This is a genomic window from Nocardioides aequoreus (genome assembly GCF_000720335.1).
In the GTDB taxonomy this organism is placed as follows: Bacteria; Actinomycetota; Actinomycetes; order Propionibacteriales; family Nocardioidaceae; genus Marmoricola; species Marmoricola aequoreus.
On sequence record NZ_JOJN01000005.1, the window covers coordinates 181,023 to 202,756 of the forward strand.

At 73.7% G+C, this 21,734-nt stretch carries 26 protein-coding genes; 8 read left to right on the forward strand and 18 right to left on the reverse strand.

The window, feature by feature from the left end:
* Window positions 1–18: 18 nt before the first annotated feature.
* The 3 genes from IG63_RS0112055 to hrcA form a co-directional block, all read right to left on the reverse strand.
* Window positions 19–771, reverse strand: coding sequence for a 16S rRNA (uracil(1498)-N(3))-methyltransferase (locus IG63_RS0112055; protein ID WP_245604416.1), 753 nt, complete (start codon window positions 769–771; stop codon window positions 19–21).
* A gap of 10 nt (window positions 772–781) precedes the next feature.
* The gene (dnaJ, locus tag IG63_RS0112060; RefSeq protein ID WP_030484618.1) at window positions 782–1,942 is read right to left on the reverse strand and encodes a molecular chaperone DnaJ; all 1,161 of its coding nucleotides are present in this window, start codon (window positions 1,940–1,942) and stop codon (window positions 782–784) included.
* A 73-nt stretch (window positions 1,943–2,015) separates the two neighbouring features.
* Complete coding sequence (gene hrcA, locus IG63_RS0112065; protein WP_030484619.1) at window positions 2,016–3,038, reverse strand: heat-inducible transcriptional repressor HrcA; 1,023 nt, start codon at window positions 3,036–3,038, stop codon at window positions 2,016–2,018.
* 116 nt (window positions 3,039–3,154) lie between these two features.
* Here hrcA and IG63_RS0112070 point away from each other — a divergent pair, with 116 nt between their 5' ends.
* Window positions 3,155–4,030 (forward strand): MBL fold metallo-hydrolase, encoded by an 876-nt coding sequence (locus tag IG63_RS0112070; RefSeq protein WP_051706661.1) that lies wholly within the window; start codon window positions 3,155–3,157, stop codon window positions 4,028–4,030.
* Here IG63_RS0112070 and IG63_RS22685 read toward each other — a convergent pair.
* From IG63_RS22685 to IG63_RS0112095, 5 genes are all read right to left on the reverse strand, one after another.
* Window positions 4,027–4,617, reverse strand: coding sequence for an ArsR/SmtB family transcription factor (locus tag IG63_RS22685; protein ID WP_030484621.1), 591 nt, complete (start codon window positions 4,615–4,617; stop codon window positions 4,027–4,029). The genes IG63_RS0112070 and IG63_RS22685 overlap by 4 nt on opposite strands.
* Entirely contained in the window at window positions 4,614–4,757 is a 144-nt protein-coding gene (locus tag IG63_RS22690; RefSeq protein WP_157210146.1) for a hypothetical protein, read from the reverse strand. The genes IG63_RS22685 and IG63_RS22690 overlap by 4 nt, the downstream gene beginning before the upstream one ends.
* A gap of 66 nt (window positions 4,758–4,823) precedes the next feature.
* Window positions 4,824–6,254: a short-chain fatty acid transporter gene (locus tag IG63_RS0112085; protein WP_030484622.1), complete on the reverse strand. Its 1,431-nt coding sequence runs from the start codon at window positions 6,252–6,254 to the stop codon at window positions 4,824–4,826.
* Window positions 6,255–6,325: 71 nt separating this feature from the next.
* Window positions 6,326–6,787, reverse strand: a complete 462-nt coding sequence (locus IG63_RS23295) for a DUF1707 SHOCT-like domain-containing protein (RefSeq protein ID WP_051706663.1) — start codon at window positions 6,785–6,787, stop codon at window positions 6,326–6,328.
* A gap of 4 nt (window positions 6,788–6,791) precedes the next feature.
* Window positions 6,792–7,526 carry a PadR family transcriptional regulator gene (locus tag IG63_RS0112095; protein WP_084597044.1) on the reverse strand — a complete coding sequence of 245 codons (735 nt, stop codon included), beginning with the start codon at window positions 7,524–7,526 and terminating at the stop codon, window positions 6,792–6,794.
* 167 nt (window positions 7,527–7,693) lie between these two features.
* Between IG63_RS0112095 and IG63_RS0112100 the strand changes: the two genes are divergently transcribed.
* Entirely contained in the window at window positions 7,694–8,560 is an 867-nt protein-coding gene (locus IG63_RS0112100) for a DUF3097 domain-containing protein (protein WP_030484625.1), read from the forward strand.
* Window positions 8,561–8,647: 87 nt separating this feature from the next.
* Here IG63_RS0112100 and IG63_RS23980 read toward each other — a convergent pair whose 3' ends face one another.
* Genes IG63_RS23980 through hemW form a run of 3 tightly spaced genes read right to left on the reverse strand, consistent with a single transcriptional unit; the run spans window position 8,648 to window position 10,582 of the window.
* On the reverse strand, window positions 8,648–9,205 hold the full coding sequence (locus IG63_RS23980) for a Clp protease N-terminal domain-containing protein (RefSeq protein ID WP_051706664.1): 558 nt from the start codon (window positions 9,203–9,205) through the stop codon (window positions 8,648–8,650).
* Window positions 9,202–9,411: a DNA-directed RNA polymerase sigma-70 factor gene (locus IG63_RS23050; protein ID WP_030484627.1), complete on the reverse strand. Its 210-nt coding sequence runs from the start codon at window positions 9,409–9,411 to the stop codon at window positions 9,202–9,204. Before IG63_RS23050 ends, IG63_RS23980 begins: the two co-directional genes overlap by 4 nt.
* Before the next feature lie 46 nt (window positions 9,412–9,457).
* A complete protein-coding gene (gene hemW, locus IG63_RS0112115; protein WP_036195293.1) occupies window positions 9,458–10,582 on the reverse strand; it encodes a radical SAM family heme chaperone HemW in 1,125 nt (374 codons plus the stop codon).
* 48 nt (window positions 10,583–10,630) lie between these two features.
* Here hemW and IG63_RS0112120 point away from each other — a divergent pair, with 48 nt between their 5' ends.
* Window positions 10,631–11,596: an SMP-30/gluconolactonase/LRE family protein gene (locus tag IG63_RS0112120; RefSeq protein WP_030484628.1), complete on the forward strand. Its 966-nt coding sequence runs from the start codon at window positions 10,631–10,633 to the stop codon at window positions 11,594–11,596.
* Window positions 11,597–11,626: 30 nt separating this feature from the next.
* Here IG63_RS0112120 and IG63_RS0112125 read toward each other — a convergent pair whose 3' ends face one another.
* Window positions 11,627–12,550 (reverse strand): dioxygenase family protein, encoded by a 924-nt coding sequence (locus IG63_RS0112125; protein WP_036195296.1) that lies wholly within the window; start codon window positions 12,548–12,550, stop codon window positions 11,627–11,629.
* Window positions 12,551–12,599: 49 nt separating this feature from the next.
* On the reverse strand, window positions 12,600–14,429 hold the full coding sequence (locus tag IG63_RS0112130; RefSeq protein WP_030484630.1) for an AMP-dependent synthetase/ligase: 1,830 nt from the start codon (window positions 14,427–14,429) through the stop codon (window positions 12,600–12,602).
* A gap of 230 nt (window positions 14,430–14,659) precedes the next feature.
* On the opposite strand from IG63_RS0112130, the gene IG63_RS0112135 reads away from it, so the two are divergent.
* Entirely contained in the window at window positions 14,660–15,562 is a 903-nt protein-coding gene (locus tag IG63_RS0112135) for a hypothetical protein (protein WP_030484631.1), read from the forward strand.
* Here IG63_RS0112135 and IG63_RS0112140 read toward each other — a convergent pair.
* The 4 genes from IG63_RS0112140 to IG63_RS20700 are packed head-to-tail and all read right to left on the reverse strand — an operon-like array spanning window position 15,543 to window position 18,501.
* Window positions 15,543–16,538: a sulfotransferase family protein gene (locus IG63_RS0112140; protein ID WP_030484632.1), complete on the reverse strand. Its 996-nt coding sequence runs from the start codon at window positions 16,536–16,538 to the stop codon at window positions 15,543–15,545. The genes IG63_RS0112135 and IG63_RS0112140 overlap by 20 nt on opposite strands.
* 22 nt (window positions 16,539–16,560) lie before the next feature.
* Window positions 16,561–17,226, reverse strand: coding sequence for an MOSC domain-containing protein (locus tag IG63_RS0112145; RefSeq protein ID WP_030484633.1), 666 nt, complete (start codon window positions 17,224–17,226; stop codon window positions 16,561–16,563).
* Between the two features lie 13 nt (window positions 17,227–17,239).
* Window positions 17,240–18,154 carry an aminoglycoside phosphotransferase family protein gene (locus IG63_RS0112150; protein WP_245604417.1) on the reverse strand — a complete coding sequence of 305 codons (915 nt, stop codon included), beginning with the start codon at window positions 18,152–18,154 and terminating at the stop codon, window positions 17,240–17,242.
* A complete protein-coding gene (locus IG63_RS20700) occupies window positions 18,151–18,501 on the reverse strand; it encodes a TraR/DksA family transcriptional regulator (protein ID WP_036195299.1) in 351 nt (116 codons plus the stop codon). Before IG63_RS20700 ends, IG63_RS0112150 begins: the two co-directional genes overlap by 4 nt.
* 112 nt (window positions 18,502–18,613) lie before the next feature.
* On the opposite strand from IG63_RS20700, the gene IG63_RS0112160 reads away from it, so the two are divergent.
* From IG63_RS0112160 to IG63_RS0112175, 4 genes are read left to right on the forward strand one after another with little or no spacing between them, the layout of a single operon-like run.
* Window positions 18,614–19,078, forward strand: coding sequence for a hypothetical protein (locus IG63_RS0112160; protein WP_030484635.1), 465 nt, complete (start codon window positions 18,614–18,616; stop codon window positions 19,076–19,078).
* Window positions 19,075–19,533: a hypothetical protein gene (locus IG63_RS0112165; RefSeq protein ID WP_030484636.1), complete on the forward strand. Its 459-nt coding sequence runs from the start codon at window positions 19,075–19,077 to the stop codon at window positions 19,531–19,533. Before IG63_RS0112160 ends, IG63_RS0112165 begins: the two co-directional genes overlap by 4 nt.
* Entirely contained in the window at window positions 19,530–19,835 is a 306-nt protein-coding gene (locus tag IG63_RS0112170; protein WP_030484637.1) for a transcriptional regulator, read from the forward strand. Before IG63_RS0112165 ends, IG63_RS0112170 begins: the two co-directional genes overlap by 4 nt.
* A 21-nt stretch (window positions 19,836–19,856) precedes the next feature.
* Window positions 19,857–20,885 (forward strand): Atu2307/SP_0267 family LLM class monooxygenase, encoded by a 1,029-nt coding sequence (locus IG63_RS0112175; RefSeq protein ID WP_030484638.1) that lies wholly within the window; start codon window positions 19,857–19,859, stop codon window positions 20,883–20,885.
* 54 nt (window positions 20,886–20,939) lie between these two features.
* Here IG63_RS0112175 and IG63_RS0112180 read toward each other — a convergent pair whose 3' ends face one another.
* The gene (locus IG63_RS0112180; protein WP_030484639.1) at window positions 20,940–21,626 is read right to left on the reverse strand and encodes a class I SAM-dependent methyltransferase; all 687 of its coding nucleotides are present in this window, start codon (window positions 21,624–21,626) and stop codon (window positions 20,940–20,942) included.
* Window positions 21,627–21,734 lie beyond the last annotated feature (108 nt).

Sequence of the window (21,734 nt, forward strand, 5' to 3'; positions counted from 1 at the left end):
ACAGCGACCCAGCGCCCCTCACGCCCAGCGCGGGGTCTGGGCCAGCAGCACGCTGCTCGCGGCGAGCCCTGCCGTGGAGGTGCGCAGCACCGTGTCGCCCAGGCGGGCGACACGGGCCCCGGCCTCGTGCAGGGCGGTGAGCTCGTCGTCGGCGATCCCACCCTCGGGCCCGACGACGACGAGCAGCGCTCCCTCGACGGGGACCGGCAGCTCGGCGAGCGGCAGCCGCGCCGACTCGTGCAGCACCACGGCCAGGTCGCTCTCGCGCACCAGACCGACGACGTCGTCGAGCGCGGCCGGCCCCTCGACGTCGGGCCAGTGCAGCCGGCGGGCCTGCTTCGCGGCCTCCCGCGCGGTGGTGCGCCAGCGGGAGAGCGACTTCTCCGCCCGCTCGCCGCGCCACACGGCCACGCAGCGCGCGGCCTGCCAGGCGACGACCCGGTCGACACCGACCTCGGTGAGCGCCTCGACCGCCAGGTCGGCACGCTCGCCCTTGGGGATGGCCTGCACGACGGTCAGCCGCGGCCGGGGCGCCTCCTCGACGTGCACGTCGCGCACCCGCACCGTCAGGGCGCTCCGGGACGCCTCCTCGACGAGACCGACCGCGGCCGTGCCCGCGCCGTCGGTCAGCAGCACCTCGTCGTGCTCGCGCAGCCGTCGGACCGCGGCGTGGCGGGCCTCGTCGGGGGCGAGCGCGACGAGCGAGCCGGTGGCGACGCCGTCGAGCGGTGCGTGGAAGACGGGCAACCCCGCCCCGAGCGCGGCGCTCACGACAGCCGGCTCACTTGAAGGCGTCGCGCAGCCGGCCGAAGACACCCTTGTGCGGCTGCTGGATCCGGCCGTCGGGCGACTCCTCGTGCCGCAGCGCCGCGAGCTCGCGCAGCAGCTCCGACTGCCGGTCGTCGAGCCGCGAGGGCGTCTCGACCTCGATGGTGACGACGAGGTCGCCCCGCACCTGCGAGCGCAGGCTCGGGATGCCGCGACCGCGCAGCACCCGCTCGGTGCCGGACTGGGTGCCGGGTGCGACGTCGAGGTCGACCCACAGCTCCATGTCGGAGTCGGCGTCGGCGACGTCGGCCTCCAGCAGCGGCAGCCGGATCTCGGTGCCGAGCGCGGCGGCGGTCATCGGGACGCTGACGCGGCAGCGCAGGTCGTTGCCGTCGCGGCTGAAGATCTCGTGCGGCTGCACGTGGACCTCGACGTAGAGGTCTCCTGCCGGCCCGCCGCCGGGACCGATCTCGCCCTCGCCGGGCAGCTGCACCCGGGTGCCGGTGTCGACGCCGCCGGGGATCTTGACGCTCAGGGTGCGGCGCGAGCGCACCCGGCCGTCGCCGGAACACTCCCGGCAGGGCTCGGGGATGATCTCGCCGTAGCCCCGGCAGGCCGAGCAGGGCCGCAGCGTGCGCACCTCGCCGAGGAAGGAGCGCTGCACGTGCTGCACCTCGCCGCGGCCGTGGCAGGTCTCGCAGGTCACGGGGCGCGACCCCTCGGCCGCGCCGCTGCCCTGGCAGACGCCGCAGAGCACCGCGGTGTCGACCTTGAGCTCGTGGGTGACGCCGAAGGCCGCCTCCGCGAGGTCGACCTCCATGCGCACCAGCGCGTCCTGGCCGCGCCGCGCCCGGGGTCGCGGACCGCGACCCTGCGGGCCCGCGGCGCCACCGAAGAAGGCGTCCATGATGTCGGTGAAGGAGAAGCCCGCACCCTGGCCGCCGGCCGCCGCGCCGCGACCGAAGGGGTCGCCGCCGAGGTCGTACATGCGGCGCTTCTCGGGGTCCGAGAGCACCTCGTACGCCGCGGAGACCTCCTTGAAGCGCTCCTGCGTGGCGGGGTCGGGATTGACGTCGGGGTGCAGCTGGCGCGCCAGCCGGCGGTAGGCCTTCTTGATGTCGTCGGCACCCGCGTCGCGGGAGACGCCGAGGATCTCGTAGGGGTCCTGGCTCACGTGTGCTCTCTTCGGGCTCTGGTTCGGGCTCTGGTTCGTTCTCGGTGACGGGTGGCGGCCGGAGGGACCGGGGTCACGCCTGGTCGAGGATGGTGGAGACGTAGCGGGCGACGGCACGCACGGCGGCCATCGACCCGGGGTAGTCCATGTGGGTGGGGCCGACGACGCCGAGCGAGCCGACGATCTCCTGCCCCGGTCCGTACCCGGTCGCGACCACCGAGGTCGTCGCGAGCTCCTGGTAGGGACCCTCGTGCCCGATCCGCACGGTCACGGCGTCGGGCGAGGTCGACTCGCCGAGCAGCTTGAGCAGCACCACGTGCTCCTCGAGCGCCTCGAGCAGCGGCTTGATGGCGACGTCGAAGCCGTCGCCGAAGCGCGCGAGGTTGGCGGTGCCGCCCACGACCACGCGGCCCTCGGAGGCCTCCTGCGACATCGCCTCGACCAGGGTGGCCCCGATCAGCGCGACGTGCGTGCGCTCGCCGGCGTCGACCTGCTCGGTGAGGTCCCCGAGCGCCGAGGCCGCGTCGCTGAGGCGCTGCCCCACGGCGGCCAGGTTGAGCCGCGATCGGAGGTCGGCCAGCGACTCCGGCGCGAGCTCCTCGGGCAGCTCCACCACCCGCTGCTCGACGCGTCCGGTGGAGAGGATCAGCACGAGCAGCACCCGGGTGCTGGTGAGCGAGACCAGCTCGACGTGGCGCACCGTGGAGCGGACCAGCGAGGGGTACTGCACGATCGCCACCTGCTGGGTGAGCTGGGCGAGCAGCCGCACCGAGCGGGTGATCACGTCGTCGAGGTCGTGGGCGCCCTCGAGGAAGCGGGAGATGGCGCGGCGCTCGGCGCTCGACATCGGCTTGACCTCGGTGAGCCGGTCGACGAAGAGCCGGTAGCCCTTGTCGGTCGGCACGCGTCCTGCGCTGGTGTGGGGCTGGGCGATCAGGCCCTCCTCCTCCAGCACGGCCATGTCGTTGCGCACCGTGGCCGGCGAGACGCCGAGGCGGTGCCGCTCCACCAGGGCCTTGCTCCCGACCGGCTCGCGGGTGGAGACGTAGTCCTCGACGATCGCGCGCAGCACCGCCAGTCGTCGGGCTTCGCTCATGGGGCCTCCCCTCGGGCACGGTGGGTCACGGGTGGCCGGGCCGGCCGGCGTGCTCACACGTTGGCACTCCGGGGCTCGGAGTGCCAAGTCTACGCGCCGACTCGTAGGCTCCCAGCGTGCCCGAGACCACTGCCGACACGACGACGATCGAGGTCGCCGACCGCGTGTGGGTGGTGCGCCACGCGTGGTACGACGTCAACGTCACCGCCGTTGCCGGCGACCGCGGGCTGCTGCTCGTCGACACGCACGCGTCGAGCGAGGCCTTCGGCGAGGTGCTGCACGCCGTACGCCGCGTGACCCGCGCCCCGCTCGTGGAGGTGGTCAACACCCACGTGCACGTCGACCACGTGCTCGGCAACGCCGCGGCCCGGGAGGCGGGCGACGGCGTCGTCGTCACCGCGCACGAGGGAGCGGCCGAGGGCTTCGTGGCGCACCTGGAGGGGCGGCAGCGGCACGCCGTCGAGCACGGGCACGACCGGGCGGCCGAGATGGCCGCCAGCACGCCGTCACCGCCCGACCGCACCTTCTCCTCGGTGGCCGTCGTCGACCTCGGCGACCGTGCGGTCGAGCTGGTGCACCCCGGGCGGGGTCACACCGCCGGCGACCTGGTCTGCCGGCTCCGTGAGCCGGGCGGCGCCGACGTGCTGCTCGCCGGCGACCTCGTCGAGGAGTCGGGTCACCCCGCGTGGGGCGACGACTCCTTCCCCATGGAGTGGCCGCTCACGCTCGACCTCGTGACAGGTCTCGCCACGCCCGACACGGTGGTGGTGCCCGGGCACGGCGCTCCGGTCGACCTCGACTTCGTCACCGAGCAGCGCGCCGCCATCGGCGTGGTGGCCGAGACGATCCGCGACCTCGCCAGCCGCGGGGTCCCGGTCGCCGAGGCGCTCGACGCGGGCGACTGGCCCTACCCCGCCGAGGTGCTGGCGCACGCCGTACGCCGCGGCTACGAGCACCTGCCGCGCTCGCAGAAGCGGCTGCCGCTGCTCTAGGGCTCCTGGACGGGTGGCGGACCCGTGGGGAAGAGCGCGAGCTGCACCTCGACGGCTCGGTAGCGCGGGTCGCCGTCGCGGCCCTCGGCCCGCTCGGCCCACTCGGTCATCAGGCCGATGAGCTGCGCCTGGAGCTGCTCGGCCTCCTCACGGTCGAGCCAGAGGTGGCTGACGCTGTCGCCGACCGACGCCTGCCACTCCTGCGGCCACTGCCGCCTGGTGTCGAGCCAGGTGTCCTGGCGGGCCCGCCGGGTACGCAGCCACTCCGCGCTGACCAAGCGGTGCGCCTCCGCGCTCGTCGGGTCGTCCTGGAAGTCGCGACCCCGGGTCTGGATCGACTCCGGGGTGGCGCGCCACCAGCGCTCGCGACCGGTGCCGCGGTCGGGGTCGGTCTCGACGAAGCCGTGCCGCTCGAGCTGGCGCAGGTGGTAGCTGGTCGACCCGCTCGACTCCCCCAGGCGCCGTCCGAGCTCGGAGGCCGTCGCCGACCCCCGCGACATCAGCTCGTCGTAGAGCCGCACCCGCAGCGGGTGGGCCAGTCCGAGCAGGGCGCTCCGGTCGAGCCTGCGCACCGGACGCTGGGTCACAGCTCCTCCGGCCGACGCAGGCGGACGGCGCGGAAGCGTCGCGCCGCCCCGGGCAGTGGCCGACGGGCGCGGAGAGCGCGGGTGACGCCGACCAGGTCGGCCTGGCGGGAGCGGGCGAGTGCCTCGTCGAGCTGGTCCATGCCAACGACGCTACCGTCGCAAAGACCTCTTTGCAATGCTTTCTCTGCAAAGACTTCGCTGCATCCTTACGGCGCCACCGGCGGCTCGAAGGAGAAGGTCGTCCCGAGCGCCCACAGGAGCAGCAGCACGATCGGGAAGTGGAAGAGGAACTGCAGGAAGGTGAAGCCCACGAGGTCACGGGCCCGTAGCCCGAGCACCGCGAGCAGCGGGAGCATGAAGAACGGGTTGACCAGGTTGGGCAGCGCCTCGGCGGCGTTGTAGATCTGCACCGTCCAACCGAGGTTCATGCCCACGTCGGTCGCCGACTGCATCACGTACGGCGCCTCCACCAGCCACTTGCCGCCGCCCGAGGGCACCAGCAGGCCCAGCAGGGCGGTGTAGATCGCGATCACCACGGCGAACCAACCGCCCCCGCCGATGCCGGTGAAGAGGTCGGCGAGGTGCTCCGAGACGGTCTCGCCGCCGCGGCCCGTGGCGCGGGTCAGCACCGCGGCCATCGCGGCGTACAGCGGGTACTGCACGAGCACGCCGGCGGTCGTGGGCACGGCCTTGCCGACGGCGTCGAGGAAGCTGCGCGGGGTGCCGTGCAGCACCAGGCCCAGGATGACGAAGACCAGCAGGTAGGTGTTGAGGCTGCTGATCACGCTGAAGAAGGGGTTGTTCAGCAGCTCGGTGACCAGCCACAGCGCCGCGAGCGCGCCGACGAGCAGGGGCAGGATCGGCGAGCGCTCGAGCCACTCCCCCGGACGCGTGCGGGGCGCCGGCGGCTGCACGCTGTCGTCGAGGTCGACCTCCATGTCCTCGGCCGTCCGCACCGCCGACCCCGAGGGTGCCGACCAGTAGGAGATGGCGACCGTGACGACGATCAGCACCAGCGCCATCGTCAGCGACTGCCAGGTCAGGATGGTCTCGCCGAAGTCGAGCACGCCGGTGATCTCGAGCAGCTCCGGCGGCAGCGACTCGGGCGTCGCCTGCAGCTGCGCCGCGCTCGAGGAGAGCCCCAGCGCCCAGACCGCACCGAGCCCCATGTACGCCGCCGCGCCGAGCGCGCGGTAGTCGGCGCGGAGGTCCGGACGGCGCGCGATCGCCCGCGCGAGCAGCCCCGCGAAGACCAGGCTGAGCCCCCAGTTGAGCATCGAGACCAGGCAGCTGAGCAGCGAGACGAAGGCGACCGCGCCGCGAGGAGTGCTCGGCACCAGCGCGATCCGGGCGATCAGCCGGGCGACCGGCGGCGAGGTGGCGACGACGTAGCCGGTCAGCACCACCATCGCCATCTGGAGGGTGAACTCGGTGAGGTCCCAGAAGCCGCCGCCGAAGGCCTCGGCGACGGCGACCGGCGTGCTGCCGTTGAGCAGCGCCGCCAGCACGACCACGACCACCCCGACGAGGGCGAAGACGTAGGCGTCGGGGAACCAGCGCTCGGTCCATCCCGCGATGCGCTGGGCGAAGCGGGCGAGCCCGCGCTCGCGGGTCTCCTCGGTGGCGGCGGCGGACATGTGACCTCCCGAGTCGGTCTGCGTGCGGGCCGCGGACCAACGTAGGGGAGATCACACGTGGCGGCTACCCGTCAGCCGCGGCGGGCGCCGCAGCCGCCTCGCGACTGCGCCCACGGGGGTCTGCCGACGCCGTGGTGGCGCGAGAGCACGAACCACAGCACGCCGGCGAGCAGCACCAGCGGCAGGTGGGCCAGCACCAGCAGGGCCAGCACGACCGCCAGCCCCACCTGCAGCGGCGGGGGCAGTCCACGCCAGACCTGACGCGCCCGGGTGCGGTGGTCGGCCGGCGCACCCGGCACCGGTCCGGTCGCCAGCGGGCCCCGCCAGGCCGGGTCGCCGGTCGTGCCGACGACCGGCGACCCGTGGGGCAGGTCGGCGAAGAGGGGCTGCAGGTCGCTGGCCGTGCGCGCGCTGCACGCGGCGTCGCTGCGCTCGTCGTACTCCTCCTTGCTGAGACGTCCCAGGGCGAAGTGCTCGCCCAGGGACGCCAGCGCGGACTCCCGCTCGGCGGTGCCGATCCGCTGCTCGCTCATGGCACTACCGCGCCGCGGGGTCGTCGATCTCGGGCTCCTGGTCGTCGGAGCCGTCGTCGAGCGCGTCGTCCGAGCCCTCGTCGGGGTCGGGCCCGTCGGCCAGCAGGCCGTAGAGCCGGCGCCGCGTGTCGGAGAGGATGGCGATCGCCTTCTCCATCTGGTCGGGCGTGCCGGTGGTGGCCACCTGCACGATCGCGCCGACGGTCTGGCCGATCACCTGCCGGAGGTTGAGCGACTCCTCGTCGTCGACGCGGTCCTCGAAGGGCCGCCACAGCGCGGCCAGCTCGTCCGCGTGCTCCCGCACGTGCTCGCGTCCCTCCGCGGTGAGCTGCAGCGCCTTCCGCCCGGTGGGGGCGTCCTCGACGAGGCCCTCGTCCTCGAGCTGCTGGATGGTCGGGTAGACCGATCCGGGGCTCGGCTTCCACTGCCCGCCGGTGCGCTCGGCGATCTGCTGGATCACCTGGTAGCCGTTGACCGGCTCGTCGCTGCTGCCGAGGACGTCGAGGATGGCCGAGCGGACGTCGCCGCGGCGCACCTTCGGGCGGCCGCCGCCACCGTGACGCCCACGTCGGGCGCCCAGGTCGGGGCCGAACATCTGCGCCAGCCACGGCGGCGGACCCGCCGGGCCGCCCCAGGCACCCCAGCCGCCCCAGTCGTTGCGGTCGCCGGGGCGACCGGTTCCACGGCGTCCGCCGTGCTGCCGCCGGTGCGGCTCGTTGTCGTTCCACATGCCGTACATGGAGATCTCCTCGTGGTTGAGTCGCGGGATCCGTCACCGCGATAAGTCTCGATGTATTGACGATATATCGCGATGATCGGCCACACAAGAGGGCTCCATCGACCGCACCGCCCACCGTCCCCGTGTCGGTACGCCGCCCACCGCGCGCGGCGCCGTACCGTCCACGGGTGCCTCCCCCGCCCTCCCCGAACGACCGCTACGGCTCCGACGTGCTCGCCGGCGACTGGCGCGCCACCAGCAAGGGGCGCGCGGTCGAGATCGACGCCGACCTCGGCCTGGTGGTCGAGGAGGTCACCACCGACTGGTGCGGCGAGATCGTCCAGGTGGAGCGCGACCTCGGCACGGTGACCCTCGAGGACCGGCGGCGCAAGCGGCGTACCTTCCCGCTCGGACCGGGCTTCTGGCTCGAGGGCCGGCCGGTCGTGCTCGTCGCGCCCACCCGCCAGGGTCCCGCGGCGCCGACGCGCACCGCCTCCGGGTCGGTCGCGGTGCAGGGCGTCAAGGCCCGGGTCGCCCGCGCCAGCCGGATCTACGTCGAGGGACGCCACGACGCCGAGCTGGTCGAGAAGGTCTGGGGCGACGACCTGCGCATCGAGGGCGTGGTCGTGGAGTACCTCGACGGCGTCGACGACCTCGGCGAGCACCTGCGCGACTTCCAGCCCGGCCCGAGCCGCCGGGTCGGCGTGCTCGTCGACCACCTCGTCGCCGGCTCCAAGGAGAGCCGCATCGCCGACTCCGTGCGCCGCTCCCCCGTGGGCAAGCACGTGCTCATCGTCGGCCACCCCTTCATCGACATCTGGGCGGCGGTGAAGCCCGAGCGCCTCGGCAAGCAGGCCTGGCCGACGGTGCCGCGCCACGTGGAGTGGAAGAAGGGCGTCTGCCAGCAGTGGGGCTGGCCCCACCGCGACCAGGCCGACATCGCCCGCGCCTGGAAGCACATCCTCGGCGGCGTCCGCGGCTTCCAGGACCTCGACCCGCAGCTCCTCGGCCGCGTCGAGGAGCTCATCGACTTCGTCACCCAGCCGGAGGGTTGAGGCCGGCGCGCCATGTAACGCGCCGTTGTGCGGACTGAGTGGCCCCTGCTGGGGGTGTACGTCCGGTGCAACGGAGCGTTACATGGGTCAGCCGGCCCGCCGCAGCTCGGCCCGCACGCCGTCACGCAGGTCGTCGTACGACGCCCCGCCCGCGGCGAGCGCGTCGACGACGACGGGGTCGCCGCCGCGCACCAGGCCCAGCAGCAGGTGCTCGGTGCCGACGTAGTTGTGCCGCAGCGCGATCGCCTCGCGCAGCGCCAGCTCGAGCGATCGCTTCGCGGCCGGGTCGAAGCGCCCCTGCCAGCGGCGTCGCCGCGGCCGGACCCTCGGGCCGTCGAGCCGGCGCAGCACGGCGTCGAGGTCGATGCCGATGGCGGCCAGCGCCTCCGCGTCGGCCTCGCCCAGCCCCGCGACGCCGGACGCCGCACGGCTGCGCAGCTCGGCCCGCAGCGCGTCCAGCGCCACGCCCCGGCCGACGACCACCCGGGCCGCCACCCCGTCCTCGTCCCCCAGGACGGCCTCCAGCAGGTCGGCCGGGGCGACCGGGTCGCCTCCGCGCTCGTCGGCGAGGCGGACCGCCTCGACGACCGCGAGCCTCGCCCGCGCGGTGAACCTCTGCGTGAAGCGCTCCAGCACGGCGCTCACCCCTTCCCGTGCTTCTTGTGCACCGCCTGGCGACTCACCTGCAGCGCCTCGCCGATCTCGCCCCACGACCAGCCCTGCTCCCGCGCGCGCCGCACCTGCCGGCGCTCGAGCTCCTCGAGCAGCACCCGCAGTGCCCGGACGGCACGCAGACCCACGGTGGGGTCGGGCGCCGCGGCCGCCACGGCGAGGTCGCTCTCGGTCGTCATGCTCGTCAACGTAGGTTGACAACAGGCGCTTGTCAACCCAGGTTGACTACGCCACCAGCTCGCGCACGACGGCGTCGGCCAGCAGCCGGCCGCGGTCGGTGAGCACCAGCCGGTCGTCACGGCGTACGGCGAGCCCGCGTGCGACGACGGCGTCGACGCGCTCCGGCGGGGCCAGCGCGAGCGGGAGCCCGGAGACGTGGCGCAGCTCGAGCATCACGCGCTCGAGGTGGCGGTCGTCGGCGGTGAGGGTCTCGCGACCGTCGGCCGGCGACTCCCCCGCCGCGAGCCGCCCGGCCCACGCCGAGGGGTGCTTGAGGTTCCACCACCGCTCGCCGTCGAGGTGGGAGTGCGCGCCGGGGCCGATGCCCCACCAGTCCGCGCTCTCCCAGTAGAGCTCGTTGTGCCGGCAGCGCGCGGCGGGTGTGCGCGCCCAGTTGGACACCTCGTACCACGACAGACCGGCCGCGGTGAGCAGCTCGTCGGCGAGCTCGTACTTGCGCGCCAGGTCGTCCTCCTCCGGCGCCGCCACCAGCCCGCTGCGCACCTGGCGGGCGAGCCGCGTGCCGCCCTCGACGATCAGGGAGTACGCCGACACGTGGTCCGGCTCGCAGGCGAGCGCGGCCTCCAGCGAGCGGCGCCAGTCGGCGAGCGACTCACCGGCGGTGCCGTAGATCAGGTCGAGGCTGACCTCCGCGAAGCCCGCCTCCCGCGCCCAGGCGACCGCCCGCGCGACGCCCTCCGGGTCGTGGGTGCGCTCGAGCACCCGCAGCACGTGGGGCACCGCCGACTGCATCCCGAAGGAGACCCGCGTGAAGCCGCCCTCGCGCAGCGCGGCGAGCGACTCCGGGGTGACGCTGTCGGGGTTGGCCTCGGTGGTGACCTCGGCGTCCGCGGCCAGGCCCAGCTCGCGGCGTACGGCGTCGAGCGCCCGCACCAGGTCGGCGCTCGGCAGCAGCGTCGGCGTGCCGCCACCGAAGAAGACCGTCTCGGCCTCGCGGCGACCGACCGTGCACGCGGCAAGCGCCACTTCGGCCTCCGCCCACGTCGCCCACTCCGCCTGTGCTCCCCCGCCGCCCAGCTCGGTGGCCGTGTAGGTGTTGAAGTCGCAGTAGCCACAGCGCGTCGCGCAGAAGGGGACGTGGAGGTAGACCCCGAACGCAGCAGCAGGCACACCCCCAGTGTGGCCTGGGTACCTCCAGGAGGACGAAAGGATCCCGCCATGACTCTCCGACGCCGCCCCGCCACCCTGGTCGCCGCGCTGGTCGCCGCGCTCTCCACCTCCCTCGCCGCGACGCTGCTCGCGCCTGCCGGCGTGGCGAGCGCGAAGCCGCAGCGTCAGGAGCCACCCAGCCGCATCGAGCTGCCCGACGGATTCCAGCCCGAGGGGATCGAGGCGCGCGGGCCGGTCGCGTGGTTCGGCTCCCGCGTCGACGGCGACGTCTACGCCGCCGACCTCCGCACCGGCGCGGGCCGGGTGATCAGCCAGGGCGACGGCACCCCCGCGATCGGGCTCGAGCTCGGCCGCGGCCGCGACCTGTGGGCCGCGGGCGGCGCCGACGGCGACGTCAAGGTGGTCGACGTGCGCTCCGGCCGCACCACCGCGACCTACGAGCTGACCCCGGACCCGGCACCGGGCGCGAGCTTCGTCAACGACGTCGTCGTCACCGGCCGCACGGCCTGGGTCACCGACTCCCTGCAGGCCGCGCTCTTCCGCGTCGAGCCGGCCCGCGGCAAGGGGCGGGCCGCGACCGTCACCCGGGTGCCGCTCGGCGGCGACTGGGTCCAGACCCCCGGCACCAACAACGCCAACGGCATCGAGACCACGCCCGACGGCCGCGCGCTGCTGGTCGTCAACTCCAGCAACGGCGAGCTGCACCGGGTCGACCCCCGCACGGGCGTGACCCGCCGCGTCGACCTCCGCGGCGCCGTGCTGACCAACGGCGACGGCCTGCTGCGCGAGGGGCGCACCCTCTTCGCGGTGCAGAACCGTCTCAACCAGGTCGCCGAGCTCCGGCTCTCCCGCGACGGTCGTAGCGGTCGCCTCGTCGGGACCCTCACGAGCCCGGACTTCGACGTGCCGACCACCGTGGCGCGCTGGCGCGACGGGCTCTACCTGCCCAACGCCCGCTTCACCACACCGGCCACGCCCACGACGGAGTACTGGGCCACGCGGGTGCGCGGCTGAGCGTCGCGCCCGCGTCCGGCTCCGCGCGCCTCAGACCGGCACGTTGAGGGTCGCGGTGTAGCCCTCGGCGACCGAGCCGGTCACCTTCGCCAGCTGCAGCGAGTAGCCGTCGGAGAAGACCATGTCGCTGGAGAGGGACACGCCGGCCAGGTTGGTGACGCTCTGCTCGTAGCCCTCGGTGGCGTAGACGACGTCGCAGACGTCCTGCGGCAGCGCGAGCTGCGAGGTGCGCAGCTTGTCGCCGTCGCCGGTGGCGTCCTCGACGCTGGCGTAGACCTCGAAGTGCACGTGCGGCCAGCGCCCGGCGTAGCAGGCGGGGAAGATGCTGGCGAACTCCACCCAGCCCGACGCGTCGGCGACCTGCACGCCGCGCAGGTAGTTCTCCTCCGCCACGCCCTCGTCGTACATCGAGTAGCGGCCCTCGCGGTCGCAGTGCCAGGCGTAGACGGCCGCGCCCTCCAGGACGGTGGCGTCGTCGCCGGCGAGGTCGTAGACCTTCATCCGGATCGTGAGCGGGACGCCCTCGGCGGTGCCGGAGGCGGAGCCGAAGCTGCGCGTGAGGTCACGGCGGACGACGCCGCTCTCGGCCAGGACGTCGGGGCCGTTGGAGCCGTCACCGGGGTAGGGACCCGCGGTCTCCTCGGGGATCTCGCCCTCGGCCACCTCGACCGACGACGCCGACCCACCGCCGCCGCCGTCGGGAGGCTCCGGGGACGAAGAGCCGCCCGACGAGGTGAAGGCGCCGGACGACGAGGTGGCGGCGCCGCAGCCGGCGACCGCAGTGGCACCCACGCCCCCGAGGAGCGCGAGCAGGCCGCGGCGGCCGAGGTTGCGCTCGACGATGCGGGGCAGGTCGTGGGAGAGACCGAGGTCGTGCTCCTCGGCCCCCTCCTCGTCGTGGAGGTGCGGGGCGGGCTGGGACGCGCGAGGGGCGCGGGCGGGGAGGCGGCTCATGCCGCGATCCTCGTCCGCGCCCCTGTGCGCGTGCTGTGGGCCGCCTGGGTCAGGCGTACATCTCGTCGATCAGCGCGGCGTGGTTGGTCTCGACCACGTTGCGCTTCACCTTCATCGAGGGCGTCATCTCGCCGGACTCGACCGACAGGTCGTGGTCGAGCAGGCGGAACTTCTTGATGGTCTCCCAGCGGTTGAGGGAGCCGTTGAGCGTCTCGATGTAGTTGTCGACCATCTCGACGGTCTTGGGGTCGGCGACGATCTCGGAGTAGGACTTGCCGCCCAGGCCGTTCTCCTCCGCCCAGCCTTGGATCGCGTCGGGGTCGAGGGTCACGAGGGCGACGCAGTAGTTGCGGTCGTTGCCGAAGACGACGAACTGGCTGGCGTACGGGCAGACCGCCTTGAACTTCGCCTCGATCGCCGGCGGGGCGATGTACTTGCCACCGGAGGTCTTGAAGAGCTCCTTGAGGCGTCCGGTGATCGTCAGGTAGCCGTCGGCGTCGAGCGAGCCCTTGTCGCCGGTGCGGAGCCAGCCGTCGTCGGTCAGCGTCTCGGCGGTCTGGTCGGGCAGGTTGTGGTAGCCGTCCATGATGCCGGGACCCTTGATCTGGACCTCGTCGTCGTCCCCCAGCCGCACCTGGCTGCCGGGCACGACGGGACCGACGGTGCCGAAGCGGTAGTCGTCGGGGTGGTTGACGAAGGAGCCGGCCGACGACTCCGTGAGGCCGTAGCCCTCCAGGATGAGGATCCCGGCGGCGTGGAACCACTCCGCGATGTCCTTGTTGAGCGCGGCGGCACCGGAGATGAAGAAGCGCACCCGGCCACCGAAGCGGGCGCGGACCTTGCTGAAGACGAGCCGGTCGAAGAGGGCGTACTGCACCTTGAGCCCGATCGGCACGGGCTTCCCGGCCAGCTCGAGCGCCTTGACCTGGCGCCCCACCTGGAAGGCCTTGGTGGCGATCTTCTCCTTGGCGCCGCCCTCGGCGGCGGTCATGGTGACGATGCGGGCGTGGGCCTTCTCGAAGATCCGTGGGGCCGCGCCCATGAAGGTCGGCTGCACGACGGCGAGGTTGTCGATGATGCGCTCGACCCGACCGTCGACGGCCGTGGCGAAGCCGCACGCGAGCTGGGTCGAGAGCAGCACCTTGCCGAAGGAGTGGGCCATCGGCAGCCAGAGGAACTGCACGTCGTCCTCGGAGAGGATGTTCTGCGCCTGGATCGCCGCGCCCTCGTAGGTCCAGGAGGAGTGCTTGAGCCGCACGCCCTTCGGCTTGCCCGTGGTGCCGGAGGTGTAGATCAGCGTCGCGAGCTGGTCACCGGTGATCGCGTCGATCGAGCGGGTGACGGCGTCGGCGTGGTCGGCCAGGTGCTTCTCGCCGAGCGCCTCCAGCTCGGCCAGGGAGATCGCCCAGTCGCCGTCGCCCTCGCCCTCGAAGAGCACGACCTTGCCGAGGTGCGGCAGCTCGGAGCGGTGCTTGGTCAGCTTGTCCAGCTGGTCGGCGTCCTCGGCGAAGACCACGCGGCACTCGGCGTCGGCGAGGATGTAGGAGACGTCCTCGCTGATCGTGGTCGGGTAGACCGTCGTCGTGGCACCGCCGGCGCACATGATGGCGAGATCGGCGAAGATCCACTCGACGCGCGTGCCGGAGGCGATGCCGACGCGCTGCTCGGACGCGATGCCCAGGGCGAGCAGGCCCGCCGCGAGGCGCTCGACCTTCTCGCCGGTCTCCTTCCAGGTGACCGAGGTCCACGGCGCTCCGTCGTCGGTCGGGTAGCGGTAGGCCTCCCGGTCCGGCGAGGCCGCCACGCGCTCCCGGAACTGCAGCGCCACGTTGGCGGGGCGGTTGTCGATGAAGGAGGTGTCGGTGTTCACCGGCGACATGGAAGGCTCCTGAGGTCTGCTGGAGGACTGCGTCCTGGGGCACGGAGAGGCAGTTGACGTGGGAGTAACTTAGATCACAGGCGGTCAGCAGGCACGTGTGGGACGCCCGAAACACCGGGAGGGCTGTACCGGCGTCGACCCCGTCGCCGACATCGGTTGGTGGCGCGCAACCAAAAGGCCGCGACACGCGGATCCGGCCCCGAACTGGACGCCTTCACTAGACTTACGGCGTGCCTGTGCTCGAGCTGCCGCTCCCCTCCGCCCACGACGCCCACGTCGTCGTCCCCGCCCCCGGGCCCGGTCCGGGCAACTGGGCGGGCGCGGCCTCCGCGACGCTGGTCGACGACGAGGTCTGGCTCGCCTACCGCGTACGTCGCCCGCTCGGCCACGGCCGCGGCGTGGAGACCGTGGTGGCCCGCTCGGTCGACGGCCTGCGCTTCGAGCAGGTCTGCCTGGTGCACCGCGACGACTTCGGTGCGGAGTCCTTCGAGCGCCCGGTCGTGCTGCGACGGCCCGACGGCGGCTGGCGGCTCTACCTCTCCTGCGCCACCCCCGGCACCAAGCACTGGTGGGTCGAGGCTCTCGACGCCGACACCCCGGAGGGCCTTCCGCGGGGCCGCCGCACGGTCGTGCTCCCGGGCGACGCCCACGTCGCCGCCAAGGACCCCGTGGTGACCGTCCGCGACGGCCACTGGGACATGTGGCTCTGCGAGCACCCGCTGACCGAGACCGGCCACGAGGACCGGATGACCACCGCCCACCTCACCAGCGACGACGGCCTCGTCTGGCAGCGACGGGGCACCGTGCTCGCACCGCGCGCGGGCAGCTGGGACGCCCGCGGCGCCCGGGTGACCACGGTGCTCTCGCGCGACCCGCTCGTCGTGCTGTACGACGGTCGCCCCACCGCCGAGGACAACTGGCACGAGGTCACCGGCGTCGCACGCGAGGGCGCCGACGGCCTGCTGGTGCCCGACGACGTCGTCGGCGTGCTGCGCTCGCCCTGGTCCGACGGCGCGCTGCGCTACGCCGCCGCGGTGCCGCTCGCCGACGGCTCGACGCGCTTCTACTTCGAGCTGGCGCGCCCCGACGGGGCGCACGACCTGGTGACCTCGCTCAGCCCACGACTCCGGTGATGCCGCTGCCGCGCGGCGACCGGCTCGAGCGCGCGGCGTAGGAGTCGCCCTCGCGGTAGCCGCGCCAGTCCGCGAAGGACTCCCCCGTCACCTCCTCGAGCAGGGCGATGTCCTCGAGGTGGGGCTTGAGCAGGATGTTGCGCTGCTCCGGCGTGAGCTTGGGGCGACCGGTCTCGCCGCCCTTGTGCAGCTGGTTGATGAGCGGCTTGCTGACCTTGCGCCACACCTGGGGCGGGAGGAACTGGCCCACGGTGGCGCCCGCGCGGATCACCGGGCCCACCGTGCGCGCCCGCACGCCGTCCTTGACGAAGGGACGCGAGTTGTCGGACGGCACCTCCTCGACACCGGCGCCGGGCACCCCGAGGAAGTCGAAGACGCGGCGCAGCGTCGCGTCGGGCTCGTCGACGAGCTGGCGGTAGCGCAGCAGCAGCAGCTGCTCACGCGGGAAGTGGTCGAGCAGGTCGGCGACCTGGCGGCCGTACATGCCCAGCGAGGAGTAGTGCCAGAAGGGCGCCCAGCCCTCGTCGATCCGCGCGCGCTCGCGGCGTACGGCCTCGACGACGTCGGCCCGCGGCTCCAGCCCGTCCATCCACAGGTGCATCCAGTTGGAGTAGGCCCGGTCGACCGGGTCGCGGAGCACGGCGATGAGGCGGGCGTCGGGCCGGTCGACGGCGAGCCGGCGGCGGGCGTCGCGGTGGTAGAGGTAGAAGGGCGTGCTCTCGCCGCGCAGCGCACCCTCGTCGGCGCCGTCGAAGAGCGCGAGGTAGCGCTCCCGCTGCCAGACCCACTCCTGGTTGCTGTGCGCGTCACCCGGGCCCTTGTACGCCGGCGGCGGCGAGTCGCCGCACAGGTAGTACTTCGGCTCCTTCGGCGTGCTCAGGAAGAGCTGCGGGTGCTGGGTGAGCGCGGCGTGCAGCGCGCTCGTGCCCGCCTTCGGGGCGCCGATGAGGAAGAAGTCGGGTGGACGTCGCTCCATGCACCAAGCCTACTTGTGAACTCTACTTTCGGGCACCCGTGTCCGCCCCCGCATATGCCTCGGCGGCCAGCCGGGCCTCCTCGACCAGCCCCTCGACGACGAGCAGCTCGGGCAGCAGCTCGCGCCGGGTGGTGAGCGCGGCGAACATGGTGGCCACGGTGACGCCGTGCCCGGGACGGCGCACGACGTCGACGGCATCTCCTTGCTGGAGCACCCCCGTCTCGAGCACCCGCAGGTAGGCCCCGGGGCGGCCGCGCTCGGCGAAGCGCCTCACCCATGCCTTGGTCGGGTGGCCGTTGCGGCCCATCCAGCCCTTGAAGTCGTTGCAGGGGATCCGCACGGAGGCCACCTCGAGCAGCGTCGTGCCGATGCGCCAGCGCTCCCCGAGCTCGGCGGCGTCGACGTCGAGACCCAGGGTGGTCAGGTTCTCGGCGAACTCGCCGTCGCGGATCTCCCCGCCCAGCTCGGCGCTCCACCAGTCGAGCTCCTCGCGGGCGTAGGCGTAGACCGCCTGGTCGGGGCCGCCGTGGTGCTTGACGTCGCCGACCTCGTCGCCGATGAGCCCCAGCGGCGTCGACCGGACCGGGCCGGAGAGGGGGCGCTTGTCGATCGCGCTGCGTCCGAGGACGGTGAAGACCTGCTCCTTGACGCGGCCGACATTGACGCTCAGGACGACCGGATCGCTCATGCGCCGCATCCTCTCAGTCCTGGACGGCCTTCGCGACGGAGATCGACGCGGTGAGCGTCGCGCGGTCGGGGTCGGCCGGGTGGTCCTGCAGCTCCCAGAGGGCGTTGACCACCACCCGCACCACCACCCACGCGCGGGCACGGTCCTCGTCGAGGCCGCCGAGGTCGACCAGGGTGTGGAAGCGATGACGGACGCCGTCGCGCACCCCGAGCCCGCCGGGCCAGGTGAGCTCGTCCAGCCTGTCCCACAGCATCGGCGCCGGCTCGTAGTGCGGGTCTCCGCTGCGTGGCTGCGGGTCGATCGCCAGCCACGGTGCGCGGTCGGCGGCCAGCACGTTCTCGTAGTGCAGGTCGCCGTGCACGAGCGTGCCGTCGGTGGCCGGGTCGGAGGCGAGGTCCCCCGCCAGGCCCGCGGCCTGCTCGACCAGGCGCCGCGGGAGCGGGGCGTCGCGCGGCAGGGCCGCGAGCTCCGAGGACCACCGTCGGGCGGCGACGCTGAGCCGCGACAGCTGCGGGGGCGCCGGGCGGTGCAGCACGGCGTACAGACCTGCGACGACCTCGCACGCCTCCTCGTCCCAGCGCTGCGAGAGGTCCTCGTCGTGCAGCCGCTCGAGCAGCAGCAGCCGCCGACGCGGGTCGGCACGCAGCAGGCGTACGGCGCCCTGCCCGTCCCAGTCGCGCAGCGCGAGGTGCTCGTGCTCGACGTCCGGGTCGGGACAGCCGAGCTTGAGCACCGCGGGGCGGTCGTCGGCGTCGCGCACCGGCAGCACGAGCGACGTGCGACCGTGCCGGGGGTCGCCGTCGGGCACCAGCCCCCACTCCTCGACGACCTCGCCCACGAGCCGCGGGAGGCCCTCGACCCAGGTCGCCCACGCCCCGCCGCGGCCGGCCATCGCGACGACCGCGGCGGGCAGGCGGAGCGGGGTCACGACCGGCGCTGCGCCTGCTTCTCGGCCTCCTCGACCGTGAGCTCGGCGGCGGGCTGGGCCTCGAGGCGGGCGTCGGGGATGGGGTCGCCGCTGAGGACCGAGCGACCGTAGGTGCCCTGCGCCAGCCGCTCCTCCGCCCGCGCGATGGCGTCGAGCTTCTCGCGGAGGTCGGCCTCGAGCGCGTCGTCGCGCCCCTCGACCTCCAGGGGCTGCGCGCGGTCGACCGAGTCTCCCGGCTCGTCGTCGCCCTGCGTCACCTCGTCGTCCTGGTCGGTGAGCTGGCGGAGCAGTCCCTCCACCTCCTCGCGCTCGGCGGCGAGCAGCTGGCGGGCCTTGTCGTCGTCCATGGTGTCCTTCCTCGTCGTCGTCGGGGCGCGGTCGCACCCCTCCTCACGTGTGCCCGAAAGAGCCGCGACCATCGCTTGCCAGATCGGAAACCTTCTGCTTAAGGTTGCCGACATGGAAACCGATGAGCACCGGCTGCGGGAGCAGCTCCTGGCCGCCGACCGCGGGGAGGCCGCCGCGTGGCTCTCGTGGGAGCCCCCCGTCTGGCGGCACACGGCCTTCTTCACCGCCTGGACCATCGGCTTCGCCCTCAACGTCGGTCTCGGCGGCGGTCTCGGGTCCGCCACCGTCAACCTGCTGCTGACCTTCGCCGCCCTCGGTTTCCTGGGGGTCGAGCGCGCCCGTGCCGGCACCTACCCGGACGGTGCGATGCCCCCCGAGCTCCGGCGGCCCGTCGCGTGGTCGATGGCGCTCTTCGTCGCGGTCGTCCTGACGACCTGGGCCCTCGCCTCCACCATCCCCTGGTGGCTGCTCGCGCCGTTGGCCGGAGCGGCGACCTTCGTCGCGATGTGGACCTACTCCCGCACCTACGCCGCCGCCTGCGTGAGTGTCCGGACCCGGCTGGGCGTCGCGTCGTGAGCACCGAGGAGCGCGAGGCCCTGGCGGCGCAGCTGCGCGAGACCGAGCGCGGCGAGGCGGCGAGCTGGGTGACCTACCCGCCCTCGCCCTGGTGGTGGCCGCTCGCGTTCGGCGCCTGGACCTTCCTGTACGTGCTCGCCCTCGGCCTGCTCGACGGGGTGGCCCAGGCCGGCGCCACCTTCCCGCTGGCCCTCGTCATGGTCGGCGTCATCGCCTGGGAGCGGAGGCGTCGCGGCTCCTGGCCCACCGGGCGCCCGCCGCAGCAGCTGCGGCGACCGATGACGGTCCTCTTCGCCGGCCTGCTGGGGATCGCGGGCGTCGCCTGGCTGGTGGGCGAGACCGTGGGCACCTGGCCGGCCGCCGCGCTGGCCGGTGTCGCGGTCGCCGGCCTGGTCTGGTGGTACGGCGCCGCCTACGACCGCGTGGCGACGCAGCTGCGGAGCCGCCCGGCATGAGCGAGACCACGGCGTCCTCGGCCCTCGCCGGCCTCGACCCCGCCCTCAACGCGCCCAAGCGGCTGGCCATCATGGCCGTGCTCGCCAGCTCCTCCTCCACCGACTTCGGCTTCCTGCGCGAGCACCTCCAGGTCAGCGACTCCGACCTCTCCAAGCAGACCGCCGCGCTCGAGCAGGCCGGCTACCTCACCGTGCACAAGAGCGGACGCGGCCGCGGGGGCGTCACCTCCTACCAGGCGACCAAGGCCGGGCGGGCGGCGTACAAGCGGCACCGCGACACCTTGCGCGCCCTGCTCGGCTGACCGCCTGCTTGACTTCGTGGCATGCACCTGGGCATCGACAGCTTCGTCTCCACGGTCACCGACCCCACCACCGGCCACCAGGTCGGGCCACAGGAGCGGATGGCGCACCTGCTGGAGGAGATCGAGCTCGCCGACCGCGTCGGGCTCTACTCCTTCGGCATCGGCGAGCACCACCGCGAGGAGTACTACGACTCCGCTCCCCCTGTGATCCTGGGCGCTGCCGCGGCGCGCACCTCGCGCATCCGGCTGGGCAGCGCCGTGACGGTGCTCAGCGCGGCCGACCCCGTGCGGGTGCTGCAGCAGTTCGCCACGCTCGACCTGATCTCCGGCGGTCGGATCGACCTCGTGGTCGGTCGCGGCTCCTTCACCGAGGCCTTCCCGCTCTTCGGCCTCGACCTGGCCGACTACGACTCGCTCTTCAGCGAGAAGCTCGAGCTGCTGCTCCGGCTGCGCGACGAGTCGCCGGTGACCTGGTCGGGCCGTCACCGCCCGCCGCTGGTCCAGCAGACGGTCTACCCGCGTCCGCTGCAGGACCCGCTGCCGATCTGGGTGGGCGTCGGCGGCACGCCCGAGTCGTTCGCCCGCGCCGGCCTCCTCGGGCTGCCGCTCATGGTGGCGATCATCGGCGGCGAGCCGCGCCAGTTCGGCCCCCTCATCGACCTCTACCGCCGCGCCGGCGCCCAGGCCGGCCACCCGCCAGAGCAGCTGCAGGTCGGGCTGCACGTCTTCGGCTTCGTCGGCGAGAGCACCGCGGCGGCGTCCGACACGATCTACCCGGGGTGGCACGAGATGTTCACCAAGGTCTCGCGGGAGCGCGGCTTCCGCCCGCCGACCCGGGCGCAGTTCGACGCCACCTCCGGGCCCGACGGCGCCTTCTTCATGGGCGACCCCGCCACCGTGTCCGAGAAGATCCGGCGCGTCTCCGACCAGCTGGGCGGCGTCGACCGGATCTCGCTGCAGATGACCAACCCGCGCCTGGCCCACGACGACCTGCTGCGCGGCATCGAGCTGCTCGGCACCGAGGTCGCCCCGCTCGTCGCCGACGCCTGACGGCCGTGAGTCCCACGACGCGCCTGGGCGCGTCGTGGGACCCACGACCAGGTCTCAGCCGGTACGCCGCGCCAGCAGCACCGAGTCGCCGACCTCGACCTGCTCGCCGTCGTGGCCGTGCATCCGGGTGCGCTGCTCGCAGGCGACGACCTCGAAGCCGTCGGGCAGCCCGGCCGGGAGCTCCTCGGCGTACCACATGGCGCCGCGGCGGGCCGCCGAGAGCTGGGTGAAGCGCTCCGACGGCTCGTGCCCGACGACGAGCAGGTGACCGCCCGGGGCGACCGCGCCGGCGAGCCGGCCGACGATGCCGACGATGCGCCCGTCGGGCGGGTGCAGGTAGTGGGTGGTCACCAGGTCGAACTCGCGGCCCGCGGCGTCGAAGTCACGGGCGTCGACCTGCCACCAGTCGCAGCGCTCCCCCACCCCGGCGTCCGCCGCGTGGCGGGCAGCCCGGGCCAGGCCCGCGGCGGAGAAGTCGGCCCCGGTCACGCGCCAGCCCTGCTGGGCCAGCCAGATCACGTCGCCGCCCTCGCCGCAGCCGACGTCGAGCGCCGTCCCGGGCGTCAGGCGCGACGCCTCCTCGACGAGCGCCGGGTTGGACCGGCCGCTCCACATCTGCTCCTCCGCGGCGTACCGCTCCTCCCACGACGCCGGCTCGAAGAAGTCCTCCTCGACCCCGTCCTCGTCGTCGTGGCCGTGCCCGTGGTGGCCGTGCTCGTGGCCGTGCTGGTGGTCGCTCATCGGTCCTCCTCCTCCCGCCGCCCGGCGGGTGCACCCACGATGACGCGCGCGACGAGCCGGCGACAACTCGTGTTGCCGATCCGGCAAACCGGGCACCCCGCGGCAGCG

Excerpts from the sequence above, each read along its gene's own strand:
- IG63_RS0112120 (WP_030484628.1), top strand. The coding sequence starts at position 10,631 with ATGACTCTCCGACGCCGCCCCGCCACCCTGGTCGCCGCGCTGGTCGCC.
- IG63_RS23295 (WP_051706663.1), bottom strand. The coding sequence starts at position 6,787 with ATGAGCGAGCAGCGGATCGGCACCGCCGAGCGGGAGTCCGCGCTGGCG.
- IG63_RS0112140 (WP_030484632.1), bottom strand. The coding sequence starts at position 16,538 with ATGGAGCGACGTCCACCCGACTTCTTCCTCATCGGCGCCCCGAAGGCG.
- IG63_RS0112145 (WP_030484633.1), bottom strand. The coding sequence starts at position 17,226 with ATGAGCGATCCGGTCGTCCTGAGCGTCAATGTCGGCCGCGTCAAGGAG.
- IG63_RS0112085 (WP_030484622.1), bottom strand. The coding sequence starts at position 6,254 with ATGTCCGCCGCCGCCACCGAGGAGACCCGCGAGCGCGGGCTCGCCCGC.
- IG63_RS23050 (WP_030484627.1), bottom strand. The coding sequence starts at position 9,411 with ATGACGACCGAGAGCGACCTCGCCGTGGCGGCCGCGGCGCCCGACCCC.
- IG63_RS20700 (WP_036195299.1), bottom strand. The coding sequence starts at position 18,501 with ATGGACGACGACAAGGCCCGCCAGCTGCTCGCCGCCGAGCGCGAGGAG.
- IG63_RS0112125 (WP_036195296.1), bottom strand. The coding sequence starts at position 12,550 with ATGAGCCGCCTCCCCGCCCGCGCCCCTCGCGCGTCCCAGCCCGCCCCG.
- IG63_RS0112175 (WP_030484638.1), top strand. The coding sequence starts at position 19,857 with ATGCACCTGGGCATCGACAGCTTCGTCTCCACGGTCACCGACCCCACC.
- IG63_RS22690 (WP_157210146.1), bottom strand. The coding sequence starts at position 4,757 with ATGGACCAGCTCGACGAGGCACTCGCCCGCTCCCGCCAGGCCGACCTG.
- IG63_RS0112180 (WP_030484639.1), bottom strand. The coding sequence starts at position 21,626 with ATGAGCGACCACCAGCACGGCCACGAGCACGGCCACCACGGGCACGGC.
- hrcA (WP_030484619.1), bottom strand. The coding sequence starts at position 3,038 with ATGAGCGAAGCCCGACGACTGGCGGTGCTGCGCGCGATCGTCGAGGAC.
- IG63_RS0112095 (WP_084597044.1), bottom strand. The coding sequence starts at position 7,526 with ATGTACGGCATGTGGAACGACAACGAGCCGCACCGGCGGCAGCACGGC.
- IG63_RS0112170 (WP_030484637.1), top strand. The coding sequence starts at position 19,530 with ATGAGCGAGACCACGGCGTCCTCGGCCCTCGCCGGCCTCGACCCCGCC.
- IG63_RS0112130 (WP_030484630.1), bottom strand. The coding sequence starts at position 14,429 with ATGTCGCCGGTGAACACCGACACCTCCTTCATCGACAACCGCCCCGCC.
- IG63_RS0112160 (WP_030484635.1), top strand. The coding sequence starts at position 18,614 with ATGGAAACCGATGAGCACCGGCTGCGGGAGCAGCTCCTGGCCGCCGAC.